A 15,562-nucleotide genomic window follows, 5' to 3' on the forward strand; every position below is an offset into this window, starting at 1 on the left:
CGCCGAGTGCGGAGTCGTCGTGACTGCCACCGTGTCGCGCGGGCATCCGGCGGTCAACGGATCGTCCGCGAAAGGGAATGACTGGAGGAAGGAATCGGGGCCGCGGCGGCGTCGGCCCTGCACTCCGCTCGGCCGATCGCACGTGCGTCGGCCCTTTCACGCGGATGCGGCCGAGGGAAGCGCGATTCCCCGCAACACGCGCCGCGAGAGCCAGACACCTTGCCGAACCGGGCCCGAATGAATACGGTTGCACTGCAGAGTCTCACGGGCGTCCAGGGGCCGAGGAGGGCGACATGGGAGCTTTTCCGAACACCCAGCCGCTGTTCGTGAGTCTGGCGCAGCAGCTCCGCGACCGCATCGCCGCCGGCGAGTGGTCCCGCGGCGAACGCCTGCCTCCGGAGGCGACCCTGGCGGCGACGCACGCGGTCGGCATCAACACCGTGCGGCGAGCGGTGGGGATGCTCGTCGACGACGGAGTGGTGGTCCGCCGCCAAGGATCCGGCACCTACGTCTCGGCGCGCTGGACCGGGAAGACTCCCCTGATCGGCGTGATCGTCCCGTCGCGCAGCTACTACTTCCCCGCGGTCGTCGACGGGATCACGGACGTGGTGCAGGCCGCGGGCGCGACCCTGCGCATCGGGTCGAGCGAGTACGACGACGCCCTCGAGATCCGCCGCATCCGGGAGATCCTGGCCGCCGGATGCGACGGTCTGCTGATCACGCCCACGCTGCACCGGACCGACCCCTCCGCACGGCTCGACCTGTTGCGCGCCCTGCCGATCCCGGTGGTACTGATGGAGCGGATGCCGGCGGATTCCCCACCGGACGATGGGCTCTCGGCAGTGTGCACCGATGTCGTCGCCGGCGGGTACGCGGCCGTGCGGCACCTGGCGCGACAGGGCCGTCGGCGCATCGGATTCCTCGGACGACGGGACACCGCGACAGCCGACGCCGCGGTGCGCGGCTACCATCGCGCGATCGAAGACCTCACCCTCGCCGACCTCCCTGCCACGGTGGTGCGTCGGGAGTCGTGGGACGAGGCGGCCCTCGCGGACTACGCGCACCGCGCGCTCGCAGCGGGACTCGACGGCGTCGTCTGCCTCGGCGATCGTGAAGCGACGGCGCTCCGCCCTCACCTGAGGAGGATGGGACTCTCGATTCCCGACGACCTCGCACTCGTCGCCTTCGACGACGAGGAGGCCGCGGACGCCCCGCTCCCCCTCACGGCCGTCTCGCCGCCGAAGCGCGAGGTCGGACGCCTCGCCGCGGCCACGCTGCTGCGGCAGCTGGGCCGGGGCGGGGACCGCACCCCGGTGCGGATGCTGCTGCAGCCGGTCGTGCGGGAGCGGGCCTCCACGGCGGTCGCATCAACTCGCATTCTGCAACCGCTTGCAAGATCGCGTCGCGCGCCATAGGTTGAAATCAGGCCCGACCCCGGGTTCGACGATCGACCCGAGGATTCCCGTGCCCCCCAGCCCGCGCCGCACCCTACCGCGCGCCCCCGTCCGCATCGTGCACCTCGGGCTCGGCGCCTTCCACCGCGCCCACCAGGCCTGGTACACCGCCCACGCCGATCCCGACCAGGAGTGGGGCATCGCCGCCTTCACGGGCCGCTCACCCGACGCCGCGACGACCCTCGCACGCCAGGACGACGTGTACACCCTGCTCACGCGCGGCCCGGACGGCGACCACCTCGAGACCGTCGAGAGCATCGTGGCCGCACACGACGGCGGCGACACCGGGAAGCTGCGTGACTATCTCGCCCGGCCCGAGGTCACGGTCGTCACGCTCACGGTGACCGAGAAGGGCTATCGACGCGGAGCGGACGGGCGCCTCGACGTCACCGACCCCGACATCGTCGCCGACATCTGCTCCCTCGCCGGCGCCCTCTCCGACCGAGCTCTCTCCGAACACGCTCCCTCCCATCGCGCTCCCTCCCACCGTGACGACGCACCGGGCACGATCGAGAACGGCATCCTGCGCACGATGCCCGCTCGCCTGCTCTGGGCGCTCGACGCCCGACGCCGCGCCCTCCCGGAAGGCACGATCACCCTGATCCCGTGCGACAACCTCGACGACAACGGGTCGGTGCTCCGGGCCGTGCTCGGCGACCTCGCCTCGCTCACCTCCCCCACCCTCGGCGCCTGGATCGACGCGCAGGTCGACGTGGTCAGCACCTCGGTCGACCGCATCACCCCGCGCACCACGGCAGACGACATCGATGCGGTCGCGGCGCGCGAAGGCATCCGCGACGAGGCTCTGGTGGTGACCGAGCCGTTCCACAGCTGGATCCTGAGCGGACGCATCCGCGCCGATCGCCCGCGCTGGGAGGATGCCGGGGCCTCGATCGTGAACGACATCGAACCGTTCGAGCAGCGCAAGCTCTGGATGCTCAACGGCGCGCACTCCCTCCTCGCCTCCGACGGCATCCTGCGCGGACTCGAGACCGTCGCCGAGGCCATCGCCGACCCGGAGTGCGCCACACTCGTGCATGACCTGTGGGATCTCGCCGCGCATCGTCTCGACGCCGCCGCCCACCGCGCCGGCGTCGACCTCGACCTTCCCGCCTACCGGGCCGTCCTGCTCGAAAGGTTCGCGAACCCCGCGATCGTCCATCGCCTGCGTCAGATCGCGACCGATGGGAGTCTCAAGCTGCGCGCCCGCATCGTCGAGCCGGTGCGCCGCGCCCGCGCCGACGGCGAGACCGGGGAAGCCGGCCTCGCCGCGATCGCGGCCTGGACGCGGTTCGTGATCTCCGAGGTCGAGGCGGGACGGCCCCTCGACGACGTCGCCGCAGACGAGCTGGCCGCGCGCGCGACGGATGCGGATCCGCAACGCGCCCTGCTCGACCTGCTCGCGCCCGATCTCGCCGCCGACCCCGCCGTGCTCGGGATGCTCACCGACCGCGCCCGCTGATCCACGCCGCACGGCCTCGCACACGAAGAGCGCCGATCCCGAGGGACCGGCGCTCTTCGGCGTCTGAGGCATCAGCCCTTCACGGCACCGGCCATCATGCCGGCGCCCAGGCGACCCTGGACGAAGAGGAACAGGATGACCACCGGCACCGAGATCAGGGTGGCGCCCGCCATGATGCCGGCCCAGTCGGTGGCCGACAGCTCGCTGCTGAAGGTCTGCAGCCACAGCGGCAGGGTGGCGTTGCCCGGCTTCGTCATCACGACGAGTGCCAGGGTGTACTCGTTCCAGGCCTGCAGGAACGCGAAGACGGATGCCGTCACGATGCCCGGTCCGAGCAGCGGGAGCGTGACCCGCATGAACGCCCCGAACCGGCTGCATCCGTCGACCATCGCCGCCTCTTCGAGCTCGGCGGGGATGCCGTGGATGAACCCGCGCAGCAGCCACACCGTGAACGGGACGACCGTGCCGATGTAGAGGAGGGACAGGCCGCCGACCGTGTTGAGCAGGTGCCAGCCGTCGAGCATGCGGAACTGCGAGATGAACAGCGCCTCGGTCGGGATCATCTGCACGATGAGCACGAGCAGGATGATGAGTCCACCGCCCTTGAAGCGGAAGCGGCTCACCGCGATGGCCGCAAAGAAGCCGAACAGCACGGCGACCACGACCACGATCGCCGTCACGCCGGCGCTCATTCCCAGCGCCGACCAGAAGCCGCTGTCGGCGAGGATGCCGGCGAAGCTGTCGAAGCTCAGCGGGAACGGGAAGAACCGCGGCGTGCGCGAGAACAGCTCCTCGTTCTCGGAGAGCGCGGTGTTCACCATCCAGTAGATCGGGAACACGAGGAGCAGGGCCGCGGCCACCGCGACGCCGTTCCAGGTGCGCCGCCGGGTGTCGTTGCGGCTGCCGATGGTCCGGCGCGAGCGCGGCGGCACGACGGCGGGGATGTCGGTGGTCCTGGTCATGGTCGGGACGCTCATTCCGAGACCTCCTTCTGCTGGGCGAACATCTTCGCGATGTACTTCCAGGTGAGCAGCAGCGTGAGGATGAGCACGATCGTCGCGAGTGCCGATGCGTCGCCGTACTCGCCCTGCCCGATGCCGATCCGGTAGATGTAGGTGCCGAGGAGGTTGGTCTCCTCGATCGAGACGCCCGCCTGCTGCAGCACGTAGATCTGCGTGAACACGCGCAGGTCCCAGACGATCTGCAGGAGTCCGACGATCATGACCGCCGGGGTGATGAGGGGCATCGTGACGTGCCGGAAGCGCGTCCACGGACCTGCGCCGTCGAGCTCCGCCGCCTCGAGCACCTCGGTGGGAACCTGGGTGAGGGCGGAGTAGATCATGAACACGATCAGCGGCAGACTGCCCCAGATCACGGTGATCGCGGCGATCGTGAACACACCCATCGGGGTGGAGGTCCACGGGAACCCGGCCATGTCGGGGAATCCGATACGCGCGAGGATCCAGTTCACCAGGCCGTAGCGGGCGTCGAACAGCCACTGCCAGATGACCATGGTCACCAGCGCCGGAGTCGCCCACACGAGCAGCAGCGTCACCTGCAGGGCGATGCGCGCCCAGCTGCTCACCTTCGTCAGCAGCAGCGCGATCAGCATCCCGATCACCATCGACAGCGAGGCGCACACGGCGCAGAAGAGCACGGAGCGGAAGAAGACGACCCACATGTTCGGGTCGGTCAGGATCCTGCCGTAGTTCGCCAGGCCCACCCATTCGGGCTCCTGGCCGAACTGCTGCGCCAGGCCGAACTTCTGCAGCGACATCACGAACTGCTGCAGCAGCGGCCAGCCGAGGGCGATCAGCACGGCCGCGAGGAGCGGCGCGATCAGGAGGTACGGGAGCAGCGCTCCCCGCACGCGACGCGGGCGCGTGCGGGGAGCGGGCTGCTGCGGGGCCGCCTCGGGGGCGGCCTCGACATCGATCACGGGAGTGGCCATCATCAGTCGCCGTTGAGGGTCGATTCGATCTTCGCGCCGATGCGCGTGACCACGTCGTCGATGTCCTCACCCTTGGCGATCGCCGAGTACAGGTCGACCGGGATGTTGTTGCCCTCCACGATCGCCCAGTTCGGGGCCGCCGGCGTGAGGGCGCTCGTCTCGGCGATCTGCTGCTGCAGCTCGGCGTCGACGATGCCGTCGGGGATGGCCGACGCGAACGTCGTGTTGCCGGGCACCCAGCCGGAGTCCTCGGCGAGCTGGGTCATGAAGTCCTCGCTCAGGATGAGCTTCATGGCCTTCTTCGCCAGCGCCTGCTGCGACGACTTCGCCGCGATGCCGACGTTGGATCCGCCGAGGAACTGGTGGCTCTCGCCGCCGGCCTCGACCGGGGGAAGCGCCATCACTCCGGTGACGTCGGCGAGTTCGGGCGAGATGCTGTCCTGCGCGAAGACGCGGTAGGAGAACATGGCGACCTCGCCGTTGTTGTACGGCACCCACGGGTTGCCGGCGGTCTCCTTCGCGTCGAGCGCGCCGAGGGCCGAGTTCTGCCAGATGGTCTGCATCTGCTCGAGTGCGGCCTTGGCCTCGGGGGTGTCGAGCCCGCTCACCCACGCGCCGTCCTTCTCCTCGGCGTAGTTCGCGCCGTGCGAGAACAGCCAGCCCTCCAGGCCGTGCACGTCGACGACGGGGAAGTAGATGCCCTTGAAGCCCTCGACGCCGTCGGGGTTCGCCTGCTGCACCGTGGCGGCTGCGGCGACCAGGTCGTCGAGCGTCTCCGGAGCCTCGATGCCCGCCTTCTCGAGCAGGTCGGTGCGGTAGAACACGACGCTGGTGCCCGCGTAGAGCGGGTAGGCGTAGGTCTTGCCGTCGAGCGTCGCCTGGTCGACGAAGCTGGGGATCAGGTCGTCGCCGTCGACCTCGTCGTACAGGTCGGAGATGTCGGCGAGCGCGCCCACGTTCGCGAAGGTCGCGGTCTTGGTGTTGCCGATCTCGACGATGTCGGGCGTCTCGGACTCGCTCGCGAGCGAGGTCTGCAGCCGGGAGACGATGTCGTCCCAGGGCTGCATCTCCACCGTCAGCGTGGAGCCGGGGTTCTGGGCGGCGAACTCGTCTTCGAGCCACGCGACCGCATCCTCGGACACGGAATCCTGCATGAGCCACACGCGGAGGTCTCCGCTCTCGGCGTCGCCTCCGTCGTTGCCGGTGCCTGAACTGCAGCCGGTGACGGCCAGCACCGCGGCCAGTGAAGCGGCCGCTGCGATCACAGTGCGTCGTGCCATTCTCGTTCCTCCATGGTCTTCCTCGACGGGCCCCGAGAGGCGCCCGATGAACGGGTGGTTCCACCGTTTCTCACGCTAACGTGCAAACGGTTGCATTACAATAGCTTCTTCGTTGAAGAGGGTGTAACGGTTGTGTTTCTGTTTGATTACCTGGGATAAATCAGTGCGTGCGGGTAGCGCGGTGCAGCGATCACGCCGCGTGACGGCGCGATTCCTGCACCGCGTTGCAGAGGGTCAGACGGCGATCGCCGCGGTGGCGCGGGCGACGGTCTCCAGCACCGCGATTGGTGCGAGCAGCTGCGCCGTGGGGATCGGGGCTTCCCCCGTCGCGAGCATCCGGGCGAACGCATCCACGCCGGGCTGCACATAGTCGGCGCCGAGCACGATGTCGCGGCTGATCACCCCGTGCCCGCCCACGGCCGTCGCGCGGAACGGCACCTGGCCGTCGTCGTCCGGCCGGATGAACTCGAGCGTGACGAGCACGCCGCCGACGCGGTAGCGCGCGACGACACCTCCGGGAAGACTCTGCACGTCGATGTCCTCGGGCTCCCCCGGCACCAGGCGCTGCGCCACGTCGGCGATGTGGATGCCGTAGAAGAAGATGCCGCTGTACGGGCTCCCCGCATCCGCCGGCCCCGTCACCGTGACCGCCTGCAGTTCGCCGATCGCCCCGAGGCCCTCGGCGATCGCGTCGGTGTCGGCCACCCAGCGCAGCGCCGACGACGAGGTGAGCACCGTGCCGCCGCGCTCGGCCGCCGCGACGATCTCCTGCGCGTCGGCGACACCGGCCGCGAGCGGCTTGTCGACCCAGACCGGCGTGCCCGCCTCGAGGAACGGCACGGCGTGCGCGCGATGCAGCGCCCCGTCGCGCGAGGTGACGATCAGCGCGTCGATGCTGCCGAGCAGGTCGCCCGACTCGGCGACGATCCGCTCGATGCCGCCGAGCTCCGCGAGCTCACGCGTGCGGGCGTCCTCGCCCGCGACGAGGGCCACCACACGCACCGGCACGTCGTCCGGGCGCTCGACGTTGAGGTACCGGATGATCTCCTCGGCGTGGCTGTTCTCGATGCCGACGATCGCGACGTTCTTCGTTTCCATGTCTCTCATCCTCTTTCACTCGTGGAGGTCGACGGGACGACCGGTGCGGGCGGACTCGTACACGGCGAGCACCACCTGCAGCGCTCGGCGGCCGTCGTCGGTGGTGATGGCGGGGCGATGCCCGCTGCGGATCGCCTGCACGACATCGAGGTACTGCCGGCGATGCGCCATGTCGACGTCGCTCCACCCCTCCGGCACGTCGTGTTCGACGAGCGTGTCGGCATCCGGCTGCGGCGCAGTGGCCGAGGCGAAGAACGCGAGACCGTCGTTCTCCATCACGGCCGTCCCCTGCGAGCCGTGCACGGCGAGGCGCACCGGAAGCCCCGGGTACGCCGCGGTGCTCGCGAGCAGCAGCCCGATGGCCCCGCTCTCGAACTCGATCGTGGCGCCCGCGACGTCCTCCACCTCGATACCCTCGTGCGCGAGGCGGCCCGTCTTGGCGCTCACCGACACCGGGGTGCCGAGCATCCACAGCAGCAGGTCCAGCGCGTGGATGCCCTGGTTCATGAGCGCACCACCGCCGTCGATCGCCGCCGTGCCGCGCCAGTCGCCGGACTCGTAGTACTCCTGCGGGCGGAAGAACGCCGACTCCACGACACCCGAGGTCACGCGTCCGAGCGCGCCCTCGTCGATCGAGCGGCGGATGAACGAGGCCACCGGCTGGAAGCGGCGCTGGCTGATGACGGAGACAGTACGACCGGAGGCGGCCTCCGCCGCCCGCACGCGATCGGCGGATTCGAGCGTGACGTCGATCGGCTTCTCGACGATCACGTCCACCCCGGCGTCGAGGGCGTCGATCACCGCGTCGGCGTGGAAGGCGCTGGGCAGGCAGATCGCGGCGAGGTCGACGCTCTCGGCGCGGTACGCCGCGGTGGCGGAGGCGTGGAACGGGACGCCGTACTGCTCCGCGAGCGCGCGGCCGCGGGCCTCGTCGACGTCGACGATCGCGGCGAGCACCCCGGCGTCGCCCAGAGCCGCGACGAGGCGCGCGTGGACGGCGCCGATCACCCCGGCGCCGACGATCGCGATGCGCAGCGGTTCGGTCATGATGTCTCCTGTCGTGGGGGTGGATGCCGCAGGTGTCGGGTCAGGCGGCGGGTTCAGAGCATGAGTCAGTCAGCCCGGCGCGACCAGGCGAGCGCGGTGCCGCCCTGATCGGCGGAGGCCTGAGCGAGGAGGGCGAGCCGGGTCGCCGCGAGCGAGTCCCGGGTGCCGACCTCGGGGGTGCGTCCATCGGCGAAGGCATCGAGCGCCTCTTCGGCGGGGCGTCGCCCCGGCGGCAGATCGAGCGCGCGGGTCGGCTGCTCCTCTGTGGTGACCTCGACCCGACCGCGGGCCCAGAAGATCTCCGCGGTGCCGCGGGTGCCCACCAGGCGCAGTCGATAGTCGCCGTGCACGTCGGAGGCCTGCGGCGTGAGCCAGCTCACCTCGGCGGAGACGACGGTGTTGGGCGTCGTGAGGGTGGCCGAGCCGTAGCGCGCGAATCCCGCGGCGCCGTCGAGCGGGGCCGAGACGGCTCCGCGGATCACACCCTCGTCGGCGGGCGCGAACAGCAGCGCGGCGTCGAGGTCGTGCACCGACAGGTCGGTGAGGATGCCGCCGTACTGCGCCGGCTCGAAGAACCACGCCGGGCGCTGGTCGCGGTTGAGCTTGTGCGGACCCGACGAGGTGATGCCGACGATGTCGCCGAGCTCACCGGCGCGCACGACCTCGAGGGCGGCGAGGGTCTCGGGGTAGCCGCGCTTCTCGAGCAGCAGGTTCACGGTGCGGTCGGACTCGGCGGCCGCCGTCTCGATCTCGTCGAGCTCGGCGAGCGAGGTGCACAGCGGCTTGTCGGCCAGCACGTGGGCACCGGAGCGGAGGGCGGCGATGACGTCTGCTCCGCGCGCTCCGTAGACCCCGGCGATCACGGCGACGTCGACGCCCTCGGCGAGCAGATCCTCGGCGCGGTCGAAGGCGGGCACTCCGAAGCGGGCGGCGTGACGAGCGGCGACCGCGGGGTCGGAGTCCTGCACGCCGACGAGTTCGAACGATGCGCGGTCGGCGCGGGTCAGCTCGTCGAGCACGTAGTCGACGTGCGGATGGGCGGCACCGATGATCGCGATCCGAGGCATGGGCGACAGTAAATCATGCGACCGGTTGCATGGTCAACCGCCGATCGTGCGCGCCGCCTCCGTCGTGGCCCGGACGACCAGGTGCGTCGCGATCGTCACGCGGGCGTCCGACCGCTCCCCACTGGCGAGCACGCCGAGCAGCAGCTCAGCCGCGGCATCACCCGCCGCCGCCGATGCCGCGGAGATCGTGGTGAGCGCCGGATGCGTGCCGGAGGCCAGGGTGTCGTCGCATCCGATCACGCTGATGTCGCGGGGAACGTCGATGCCGCGCAGTGCGAGCCCCGCCATGACCCCCTGCGCGACCACGTCGTCGAAGGCGATCACGGCGGTCGCCTCGGAGGCGAGGATGCCGCCGACGGCATCGCGTCCGCCAGCCGAACTGGGGCGCCCCAGCTCCTGCACGATGACCTCGAGGCCCGCGCGCTCGGCGGCCCGAGCGAGGGCTGCACGACGCTGCTGGTCCGACCACGACTCGCGCGGCCCCGACAGGTACACCACGCGGGTGTGGCCGAGGCGATGCAGGTGCGCGACAGCCTCGTCGAGGCCGCCGCTCGGATCGATCAGCACCCGCGCCAGGCCGTCGATGTCGCGGTTGACGAGCACCACGGGCCGCGAGGCGTCGAGCTCGCGGATGCGCTCCTCGTCTAGGCGCGGGGAGGCCAGGACGAAGCCCTCGACCTGGGCGCTGAGGCGCGAGGTGAGGTTGGCCTCGCGGTCGGCGATCTCGTCGGAGTCGCCCAGGAACACCGCATATCCGGCGGCGTCGGCCAGTGTCTGCACGCGTCGCACGAGCGGCGGGAAGAACGGGTTGGCGATGTCGGGGACGACCACGGCGACGTTGCCGAAGCGGCCGGTGGAGAGCGCTCGCGCGGCGTGGTTCACGACGTAGCCGAGCTCGTCGGCCGCGGCCTTGACGCGTCGCACCGTCTCGGGGTTCAGCAGCTCGGGGCGACTGAACGCGCGGGACACCGTCGACCGTGAGACGCCGGCCACGCGGGCGATGTCGCCGATCGTCACCGACGTCGATGCCGTCTTCCTGTTGCCTGTCACGTCACACACACTAAGCCCGTGCACCGCGACGGCGCGCGTGCGAACCGTCGGGGATCGCGCCGTCGGGGCGACGACGACGCGGAACCGATCCCGCGCGAGGGCTTGACTTTGCAAGCGGTTGCATTAATCTTGCGGATCATGAGCACGACGACGTTCGCCCTGCATGCCCACCCCGACCGCGCCGCGATGGGCGCTGCCGCCGCGCGATCGGCGGCGCGCACCCTGCGCGAAGCCGTGGCCGCCCGCGGCACCGCTCGGATGATCGCCGCCGCCGCCCCCAGCCAGCTCGACGTGTACCGAGCTCTCACGGCGGAGCCCGATGTGCCGTGGGACCGCATCACGATCCTGCACATGGACGAGTACCTCGATCTCGACCCCGCGGCACCGCAGCGCTTCGGCAACTGGCTGCGCACCCACCTCGTCGACGCGGTTCAGCCCGCCGCGTTCCACCCCATGCGCACCGAGCTCGGCGCCCAGGCGGCCACCGAGGAGTACGCGGCCCTGCTCGCCGAGGCGCCCATCGACCTCGTCTGCCTCGGCATCGGCGTGAACGGCCACATCGCGTTCAACGATCCGCCCGACGCCGACCTCGGCGACCCCTGCCCCGTGCGCGTCGTGCAGCTCGACCTCGCTAGCCGCGTGCAGCAGGTCGACGACGACTGCTTCGATACGCTCGAGGCCGTGCCCACCCACGCACTGACGCTGACGATCCCGGCGCTGATGAGCGGCGCCCACCTCGTGTGCGCCGTGCCCGATGCCCGCAAGGCCGAGGCCGTGCGCGCCCTGGTCGAGGAGCCGATCAGCGCGCACTGGCCGTGCACCGTGCTGCGGCGGCACTCGCGCTGCGAGGTGCACGTCGACCGTGACGCGGCATCGCTGCTGCACCCGGCGCCGGCCGTGGCGGGCCAGGCGGCACGATGACGGCGCGCACGCTGCACGGTCGCGACGCCCTCGGCCTCGGCGGTCTCGAGGTCGTCGTCGAGCACGGGCGGATCAGCGCGCTCACCTCGACGCCCGACCCCGGCCCCGACGCCCCCTGGATCGGCCCCGGGCTGATCGACCTGCAGGTCAACGGCCACCTCGACGGCGATGCCAATGCGGCCGAGCCCTCGCCGGACCACATCTCGGCGATGGCACGGTCTCTCGCCGCCCACGGCGTCACGCGGTTCCTGCCGACCGTCATCACCGCCGCCCCCGCCGAGATGCTCGCCCGCATCCGTGCGATCGACCAGGCCGTGCGCACCTCGACCGCGACCTCGCGCGCGGTCGCCGGCATCCACGTCGAGGGTCCGAGCCTGTCGGAGCAGGACGGCCCCCGCGGCGTGCATCCACTCGCACACATCCGCCCTCCGGCCGTCGCCGAGCTGCAGAGCTGGCTCGACGCCGCGCCCGGCCTGCTCCGTGTCGTGACCCTGTCTCCGCACCATCCCGGATCGGTCGAGGCCACGCGGTTCCTCGTCGCCCACGGCGTGCGGGTCGCGGTCGGGCACACCCACGCGACGGATGCCGAGATCGCCGCGGTCGTGGATGCCGGCGCCACCCTCTCCACGCACCTCGGCAACGGTGCTCACGCGGTGCTCCCCCGGCATCCGAACTACCTCTGGACCCAACTCGCCGAGCGCCGGCTCGCCGCCGGTGTCATCGCCGACGGCCACCACCTGCCGGATGCGACGCTCGCGACCATGATCGCCGCCAAGCGCGACCACGGCATCTTCCTCGTGAGCGACGCCGTCGCCACGCCCAGCGCCCTGCGGGAGAACGGCGTCTCGACCGTCGGCGGCGGAGTGCACCTCGCCGACGACGGAGCGCTGCGGCACGTGTCGACCGGGTTCCTCGCGGGATCCGTGCAGACCCTCGATGTCGGCGTCGCGACCGTCGCGCGCCTCACGGGCTCGCTGTCGGCGGCGCTGCGGCTGGCGAGCGCCGCCCCCGCATCCGTCCTGGACGACGGACCGCACTGGAGGGTCGGAGCCCGCGCCGACGTGCTGCTCTTCGACTGGGCGCCCGGCGACCGCGCGATCACACCGCGACAGGTTCTCGTCGCCGGCGAGTCCGCCATCGAGTCCTTTGACGATGCCGACGCCACCGACGCCCGCACCACCGACACCCGCACCGCCGCAGGAGGACGCCGATGACCATCGACAGAGCTGACGTGATCGTCACGAGTCCCGACCGCAACTTCGTCACGCTGAAGATCACGACCGCAGACGGGGTGACGGGGCTGGGGGATGCGACGTTGAACGGGCGCGAGCTCGCGGTGGTCGCCTACCTGACCGAGCACGTGGTGCCGTTGTTGATCGGCGCCGACGAGTCGCGCATCGAGGACACCTGGCAGTTCCTGTACCGCAGTGCGTACTGGCGTCGCGGACCCGTGACCATGGCGGCGATCGCGGCGGTCGACATGGCCCTGTGGGACATCAAGGGCAAGGTCGCAGGTCTCCCTGTGTACCAGCTGCTGGGTGGGGCGTCGCGGAACGGGTTGATGGCGTACGGACATGCGTCGGGCAAGGAGCTGCCCGAGCTGTTCGACTCGATCCGCGCACACCAGGAGCAGGGGTACAAGGCGATCCGGGTGCAGACCGGGGTGCCGACGCTGAAGGCGATCTACGGGATCGCCGCGCAGGGCGCCGACGTCGGCGACGCATCGGTCCGGTACGACCATGAACCGGCCCGCCGCGGCGCGAAGCCGGTGGAAGAGGACTGGGACACCCGCGCCTACCTGAACCACCTCCCCGGCGTGTTCGAAGCGGTGCGCAACGAGTTCGGCCCCGACATCCCCCTGCTGCACGACGGCCACCACCGGATGACGCCCATCCAGGCCGCGCGGCTCGGCAAGGACCTCGAGCCGTATGACCTGTTCTGGCTCGAGGACTGCACCCCCGCCGAGAACCAGGAGGCACTGCGCCTGGTGCGCCAGCACACCACCACCCCGCTCGCGATCGGCGAGATCTTCAACACGGTGTGGGACTTCAAGGACATCATCCGCGACCAGCTCATCGACTACGTCCGCGGGGCCGTCACCCACATGGGCGGCATCACCGCCCTCAAGAAGACCCTCGACTACGCGGCGATGTACCAGATCAAGTCGGGCATGCACGGGCCCACCGACATCTCCCCGGTCGGCATGGCCGCCGCGATGCACCTGGGGCTGTCGATCCACAACTTCGGCATCCAGGAGTACATGCAGCACGGCTCCCGCACCGACCAGGTGTTCCAGCAGTCGTTCACCTGGACCGACGGATACCTGCACCCCGGGAACAACCCCGGCCTCGGCGTCGAGCTCGACGTCGACGAAGCGGGCAAGTACCCGTACGAGCAGGCCTACCTCCCCTATAACCGCCTCCTCGACGGCACCGTCCACGACTGGTGAACGCGCGGTGGTCGCGCCCGGGAGAGACCTCGGTCGCGACCACCCCGCGCAGTAGGCTGAACGCATCATGGACGAGTTCATCCAGGGCTTCTGGAACTTCGCGGGCAACTACTGGTGGCTCATCTTCCCCATTATGGGGATGGCCGGCGGTGCCGCGAAGGCGTGGGAGCAGGGCTCCAAGCGTCGTCATGAGCGCCGCCTGGAGACTCTGCGCATGAAGGCGCAGCTGAAGACCGCCGAGATCGAGGCGCGCGCACTCACCCAGCAGGCCAAGCGCCGTGGACCCTCGGTGGTGGACACCACGGCATCCGTCGCCCCGAACGACCTCGTCGCACGACTGTTCGCCGAGCACGACGAGATCACCGCACGCTGGCTCGACTATGAGCTCGACGTCGCGAAGCTCATCGCCTTTCCCGCCATGAGCGATGGCCGTCAGCCGTTGACCGCCGCGTTCCTGCGGGCCAAGAAGACCGCGGATGCGCTGCGTCCGGCATCTGCCGAGGCGAAGGTCTCGGAGCAGCAGATCACCGAGTACCTGCAGGCCGTGGGCGACTACGCGGTCGCGTTCGAGATCGCCGAGAAGGATGCGCGGCGGCTGCGCGACTCGACGTTCACCGAGCCGGAGCGCAAGCGCCTCGAACGCGCGCAGCAGCTGCTCAAGGTCGCGGTCGACGAATCGGCCACGCAGGCCGAGCGCAACGTGGCCTACAAGCGGGTGCGCGAAGAGCTCGACGGCCTCATCCTGCTCTCCGACGATGCGGTCACCGTGCTCGAGAAGCAGGTGGCGCGCGAGCTTCCGGCCGGGGCAGCCACCGCTCCGGCAGCCGACTCCGCGCCCGGAACCGCACCGGAACCCGAGCGGATGCCGATCGCCGACCCGCTCCGCCCGGCACCCCCGCGCACCCAGCCGAGAGAAGAAGCATGACCCCGGAGAACGTCACCGGTCCCGTCGCCCATCACGCCGAAGGTCCCGTGTGGTGGCCCGGCTGGGGTGGGCTGCGGTGGGTCGACGGTGACGCCGGCGACCTGCTCACGCTGCGCTCCGACGGAGTGACCCGCCAGCACATCGACGACGAGTACCTGGCGTTCGCACGTCCGCGCACGAACGGCGGGCTGGTGGCCGTCGGCGCCCGCACGCTCTACCTGGCGGACGACGTCGACGGCGAGACCCGTGCGGCGGCGACCCTGGGCGACGACCTGCGCGTGCGCATGAACGACGGATGCTGTGACCCGCGCGGACGCCTGCTGGCCGGGTCGATGGCCTACGACTCGACCCCGGACGCCGGGTTCGTGCTGCGACTCGACGCCGACCTCGCGATCTCGAACGTGCTGCCCCGGGCCACCATCTCGAACGGCATCGGGTTCTCGCCCGACGGCCGCCGCGCCTACTACGTCGACACCGCTACCCACCGCATCGACGTGTTCGATGTGGCCGAGGGCGAGCTGCGCGGGCGGCGGGCGTTCGTCTCGATTCCCGAGGAGCAGGGATCGCCGGACGGGTTGACGGTCGCCGCGGACGGCAGCGTGTGGGTCGCCCTCTGGGGCGGCAGCGCCGTTCACGGCTACGACGCGAGCGGGGCCCTCGTGCAGACGATCGACCTTCCCGTGCCGCAGGTGTCTGCCTGCACGTTCGGCGGCGACGACCTCGGCACGCTCTACATCACGACCTCGGCCCAGGGGCTCCCCGACGACCACGGCACGGAGGCGGGTTCCGTGTTCGCGGTGCGGCCCGGTGTGCGTGGGCTGCCGGTCGCACTGTTCGCCGGTTGAGAAGGGTTCTGCG

General features: G+C 70.8%; 14 protein-coding genes. 7 read left to right on the forward strand and 7 right to left on the reverse strand.

Annotated features, from left to right (window positions below):
* The first annotated feature begins 293 nt into the window (after positions 1-293).
* Both AC6CHX_RS06330 and AC6CHX_RS06335 read left to right on the forward strand, forming a co-directional pair.
* Positions 294-1,415: a GntR family transcriptional regulator gene (locus AC6CHX_RS06330; RefSeq protein WP_498272099.1), complete on the forward strand. Its 1,122-nt coding sequence runs from the start codon at positions 294-296 to the stop codon at positions 1,413-1,415.
* A 49-nt stretch (positions 1,416-1,464) separates the two neighbouring features.
* Positions 1,465-2,916 (forward strand): mannitol dehydrogenase family protein, encoded by a 1,452-nt coding sequence (locus tag AC6CHX_RS06335; RefSeq protein WP_498272100.1) that lies wholly within the window; start codon positions 1,465-1,467, stop codon positions 2,914-2,916.
* A gap of 71 nt (positions 2,917-2,987) precedes the next feature.
* Here the strand turns inward: AC6CHX_RS06335 and AC6CHX_RS06340 are convergent, their stop codons facing one another.
* The 7 genes from AC6CHX_RS06340 to AC6CHX_RS06370 form a co-directional block, all read right to left on the reverse strand.
* Positions 2,988-3,893, reverse strand: coding sequence for a carbohydrate ABC transporter permease (locus AC6CHX_RS06340; protein WP_498272101.1), 906 nt, complete (start codon positions 3,891-3,893; stop codon positions 2,988-2,990).
* Entirely contained in the window at positions 3,890-4,870 is a 981-nt protein-coding gene (locus tag AC6CHX_RS06345) for a carbohydrate ABC transporter permease (protein ID WP_376102124.1), read from the reverse strand. The genes AC6CHX_RS06340 and AC6CHX_RS06345 overlap by 4 nt, the downstream gene beginning before the upstream one ends.
* Positions 4,870-6,147, reverse strand: a complete 1,278-nt coding sequence (locus AC6CHX_RS06350; RefSeq protein ID WP_376102122.1) for an extracellular solute-binding protein — start codon at positions 6,145-6,147, stop codon at positions 4,870-4,872. The genes AC6CHX_RS06345 and AC6CHX_RS06350 overlap by 1 nt, the downstream gene beginning before the upstream one ends.
* A gap of 234 nt (positions 6,148-6,381) precedes the next feature.
* Positions 6,382-7,245: a Gfo/Idh/MocA family protein gene (locus AC6CHX_RS06355; RefSeq protein WP_498272102.1), complete on the reverse strand. Its 864-nt coding sequence runs from the start codon at positions 7,243-7,245 to the stop codon at positions 6,382-6,384.
* 15 nt (positions 7,246-7,260) lie between these two features.
* Entirely contained in the window at positions 7,261-8,292 is a 1,032-nt protein-coding gene (locus AC6CHX_RS06360; protein ID WP_498272103.1) for a Gfo/Idh/MocA family protein, read from the reverse strand.
* 65 nt (positions 8,293-8,357) lie between these two features.
* Positions 8,358-9,359, reverse strand: coding sequence for a Gfo/Idh/MocA family protein (locus AC6CHX_RS06365; RefSeq protein ID WP_498272104.1), 1,002 nt, complete (start codon positions 9,357-9,359; stop codon positions 8,358-8,360).
* 33 nt (positions 9,360-9,392) lie between these two features.
* Positions 9,393-10,409: a LacI family DNA-binding transcriptional regulator gene (locus tag AC6CHX_RS06370; protein WP_376102112.1), complete on the reverse strand. Its 1,017-nt coding sequence runs from the start codon at positions 10,407-10,409 to the stop codon at positions 9,393-9,395.
* A gap of 138 nt (positions 10,410-10,547) precedes the next feature.
* Here AC6CHX_RS06370 and AC6CHX_RS06375 point away from each other — a divergent pair, with 138 nt between their 5' ends.
* The 5 genes from AC6CHX_RS06375 to AC6CHX_RS06395 all read left to right on the forward strand — a co-directional run bounded on the left by AC6CHX_RS06375 (position 10,548) and on the right by AC6CHX_RS06395 (position 15,549).
* The gene (locus AC6CHX_RS06375) at positions 10,548-11,330 is read left to right on the forward strand and encodes a 6-phosphogluconolactonase (protein ID WP_498272105.1); all 783 of its coding nucleotides are present in this window, start codon (positions 10,548-10,550) and stop codon (positions 11,328-11,330) included.
* Positions 11,327-12,544, forward strand: a complete 1,218-nt coding sequence (locus AC6CHX_RS06380) for an N-acetylglucosamine-6-phosphate deacetylase (protein WP_498272106.1) — start codon at positions 11,327-11,329, stop codon at positions 12,542-12,544. The genes AC6CHX_RS06375 and AC6CHX_RS06380 overlap by 4 nt, the downstream gene beginning before the upstream one ends.
* Positions 12,541-13,779: a D-mannonate dehydratase ManD gene (gene manD / locus AC6CHX_RS06385; protein ID WP_498272107.1), complete on the forward strand. Its 1,239-nt coding sequence runs from the start codon at positions 12,541-12,543 to the stop codon at positions 13,777-13,779. Before AC6CHX_RS06380 ends, manD begins: the two co-directional genes overlap by 4 nt.
* A gap of 67 nt (positions 13,780-13,846) precedes the next feature.
* Positions 13,847-14,704 (forward strand): hypothetical protein, encoded by an 858-nt coding sequence (locus tag AC6CHX_RS06390; RefSeq protein WP_498272108.1) that lies wholly within the window; start codon positions 13,847-13,849, stop codon positions 14,702-14,704.
* On the forward strand, positions 14,701-15,549 hold the full coding sequence (locus AC6CHX_RS06395) for an SMP-30/gluconolactonase/LRE family protein (protein ID WP_498272109.1): 849 nt from the start codon (positions 14,701-14,703) through the stop codon (positions 15,547-15,549). Before AC6CHX_RS06390 ends, AC6CHX_RS06395 begins: the two co-directional genes overlap by 4 nt.
* The last annotated feature ends 13 nt before the right edge of the window (positions 15,550-15,562 follow it).

This window comes from Microbacterium sp. GQ128, from assembly GCF_059758615.1.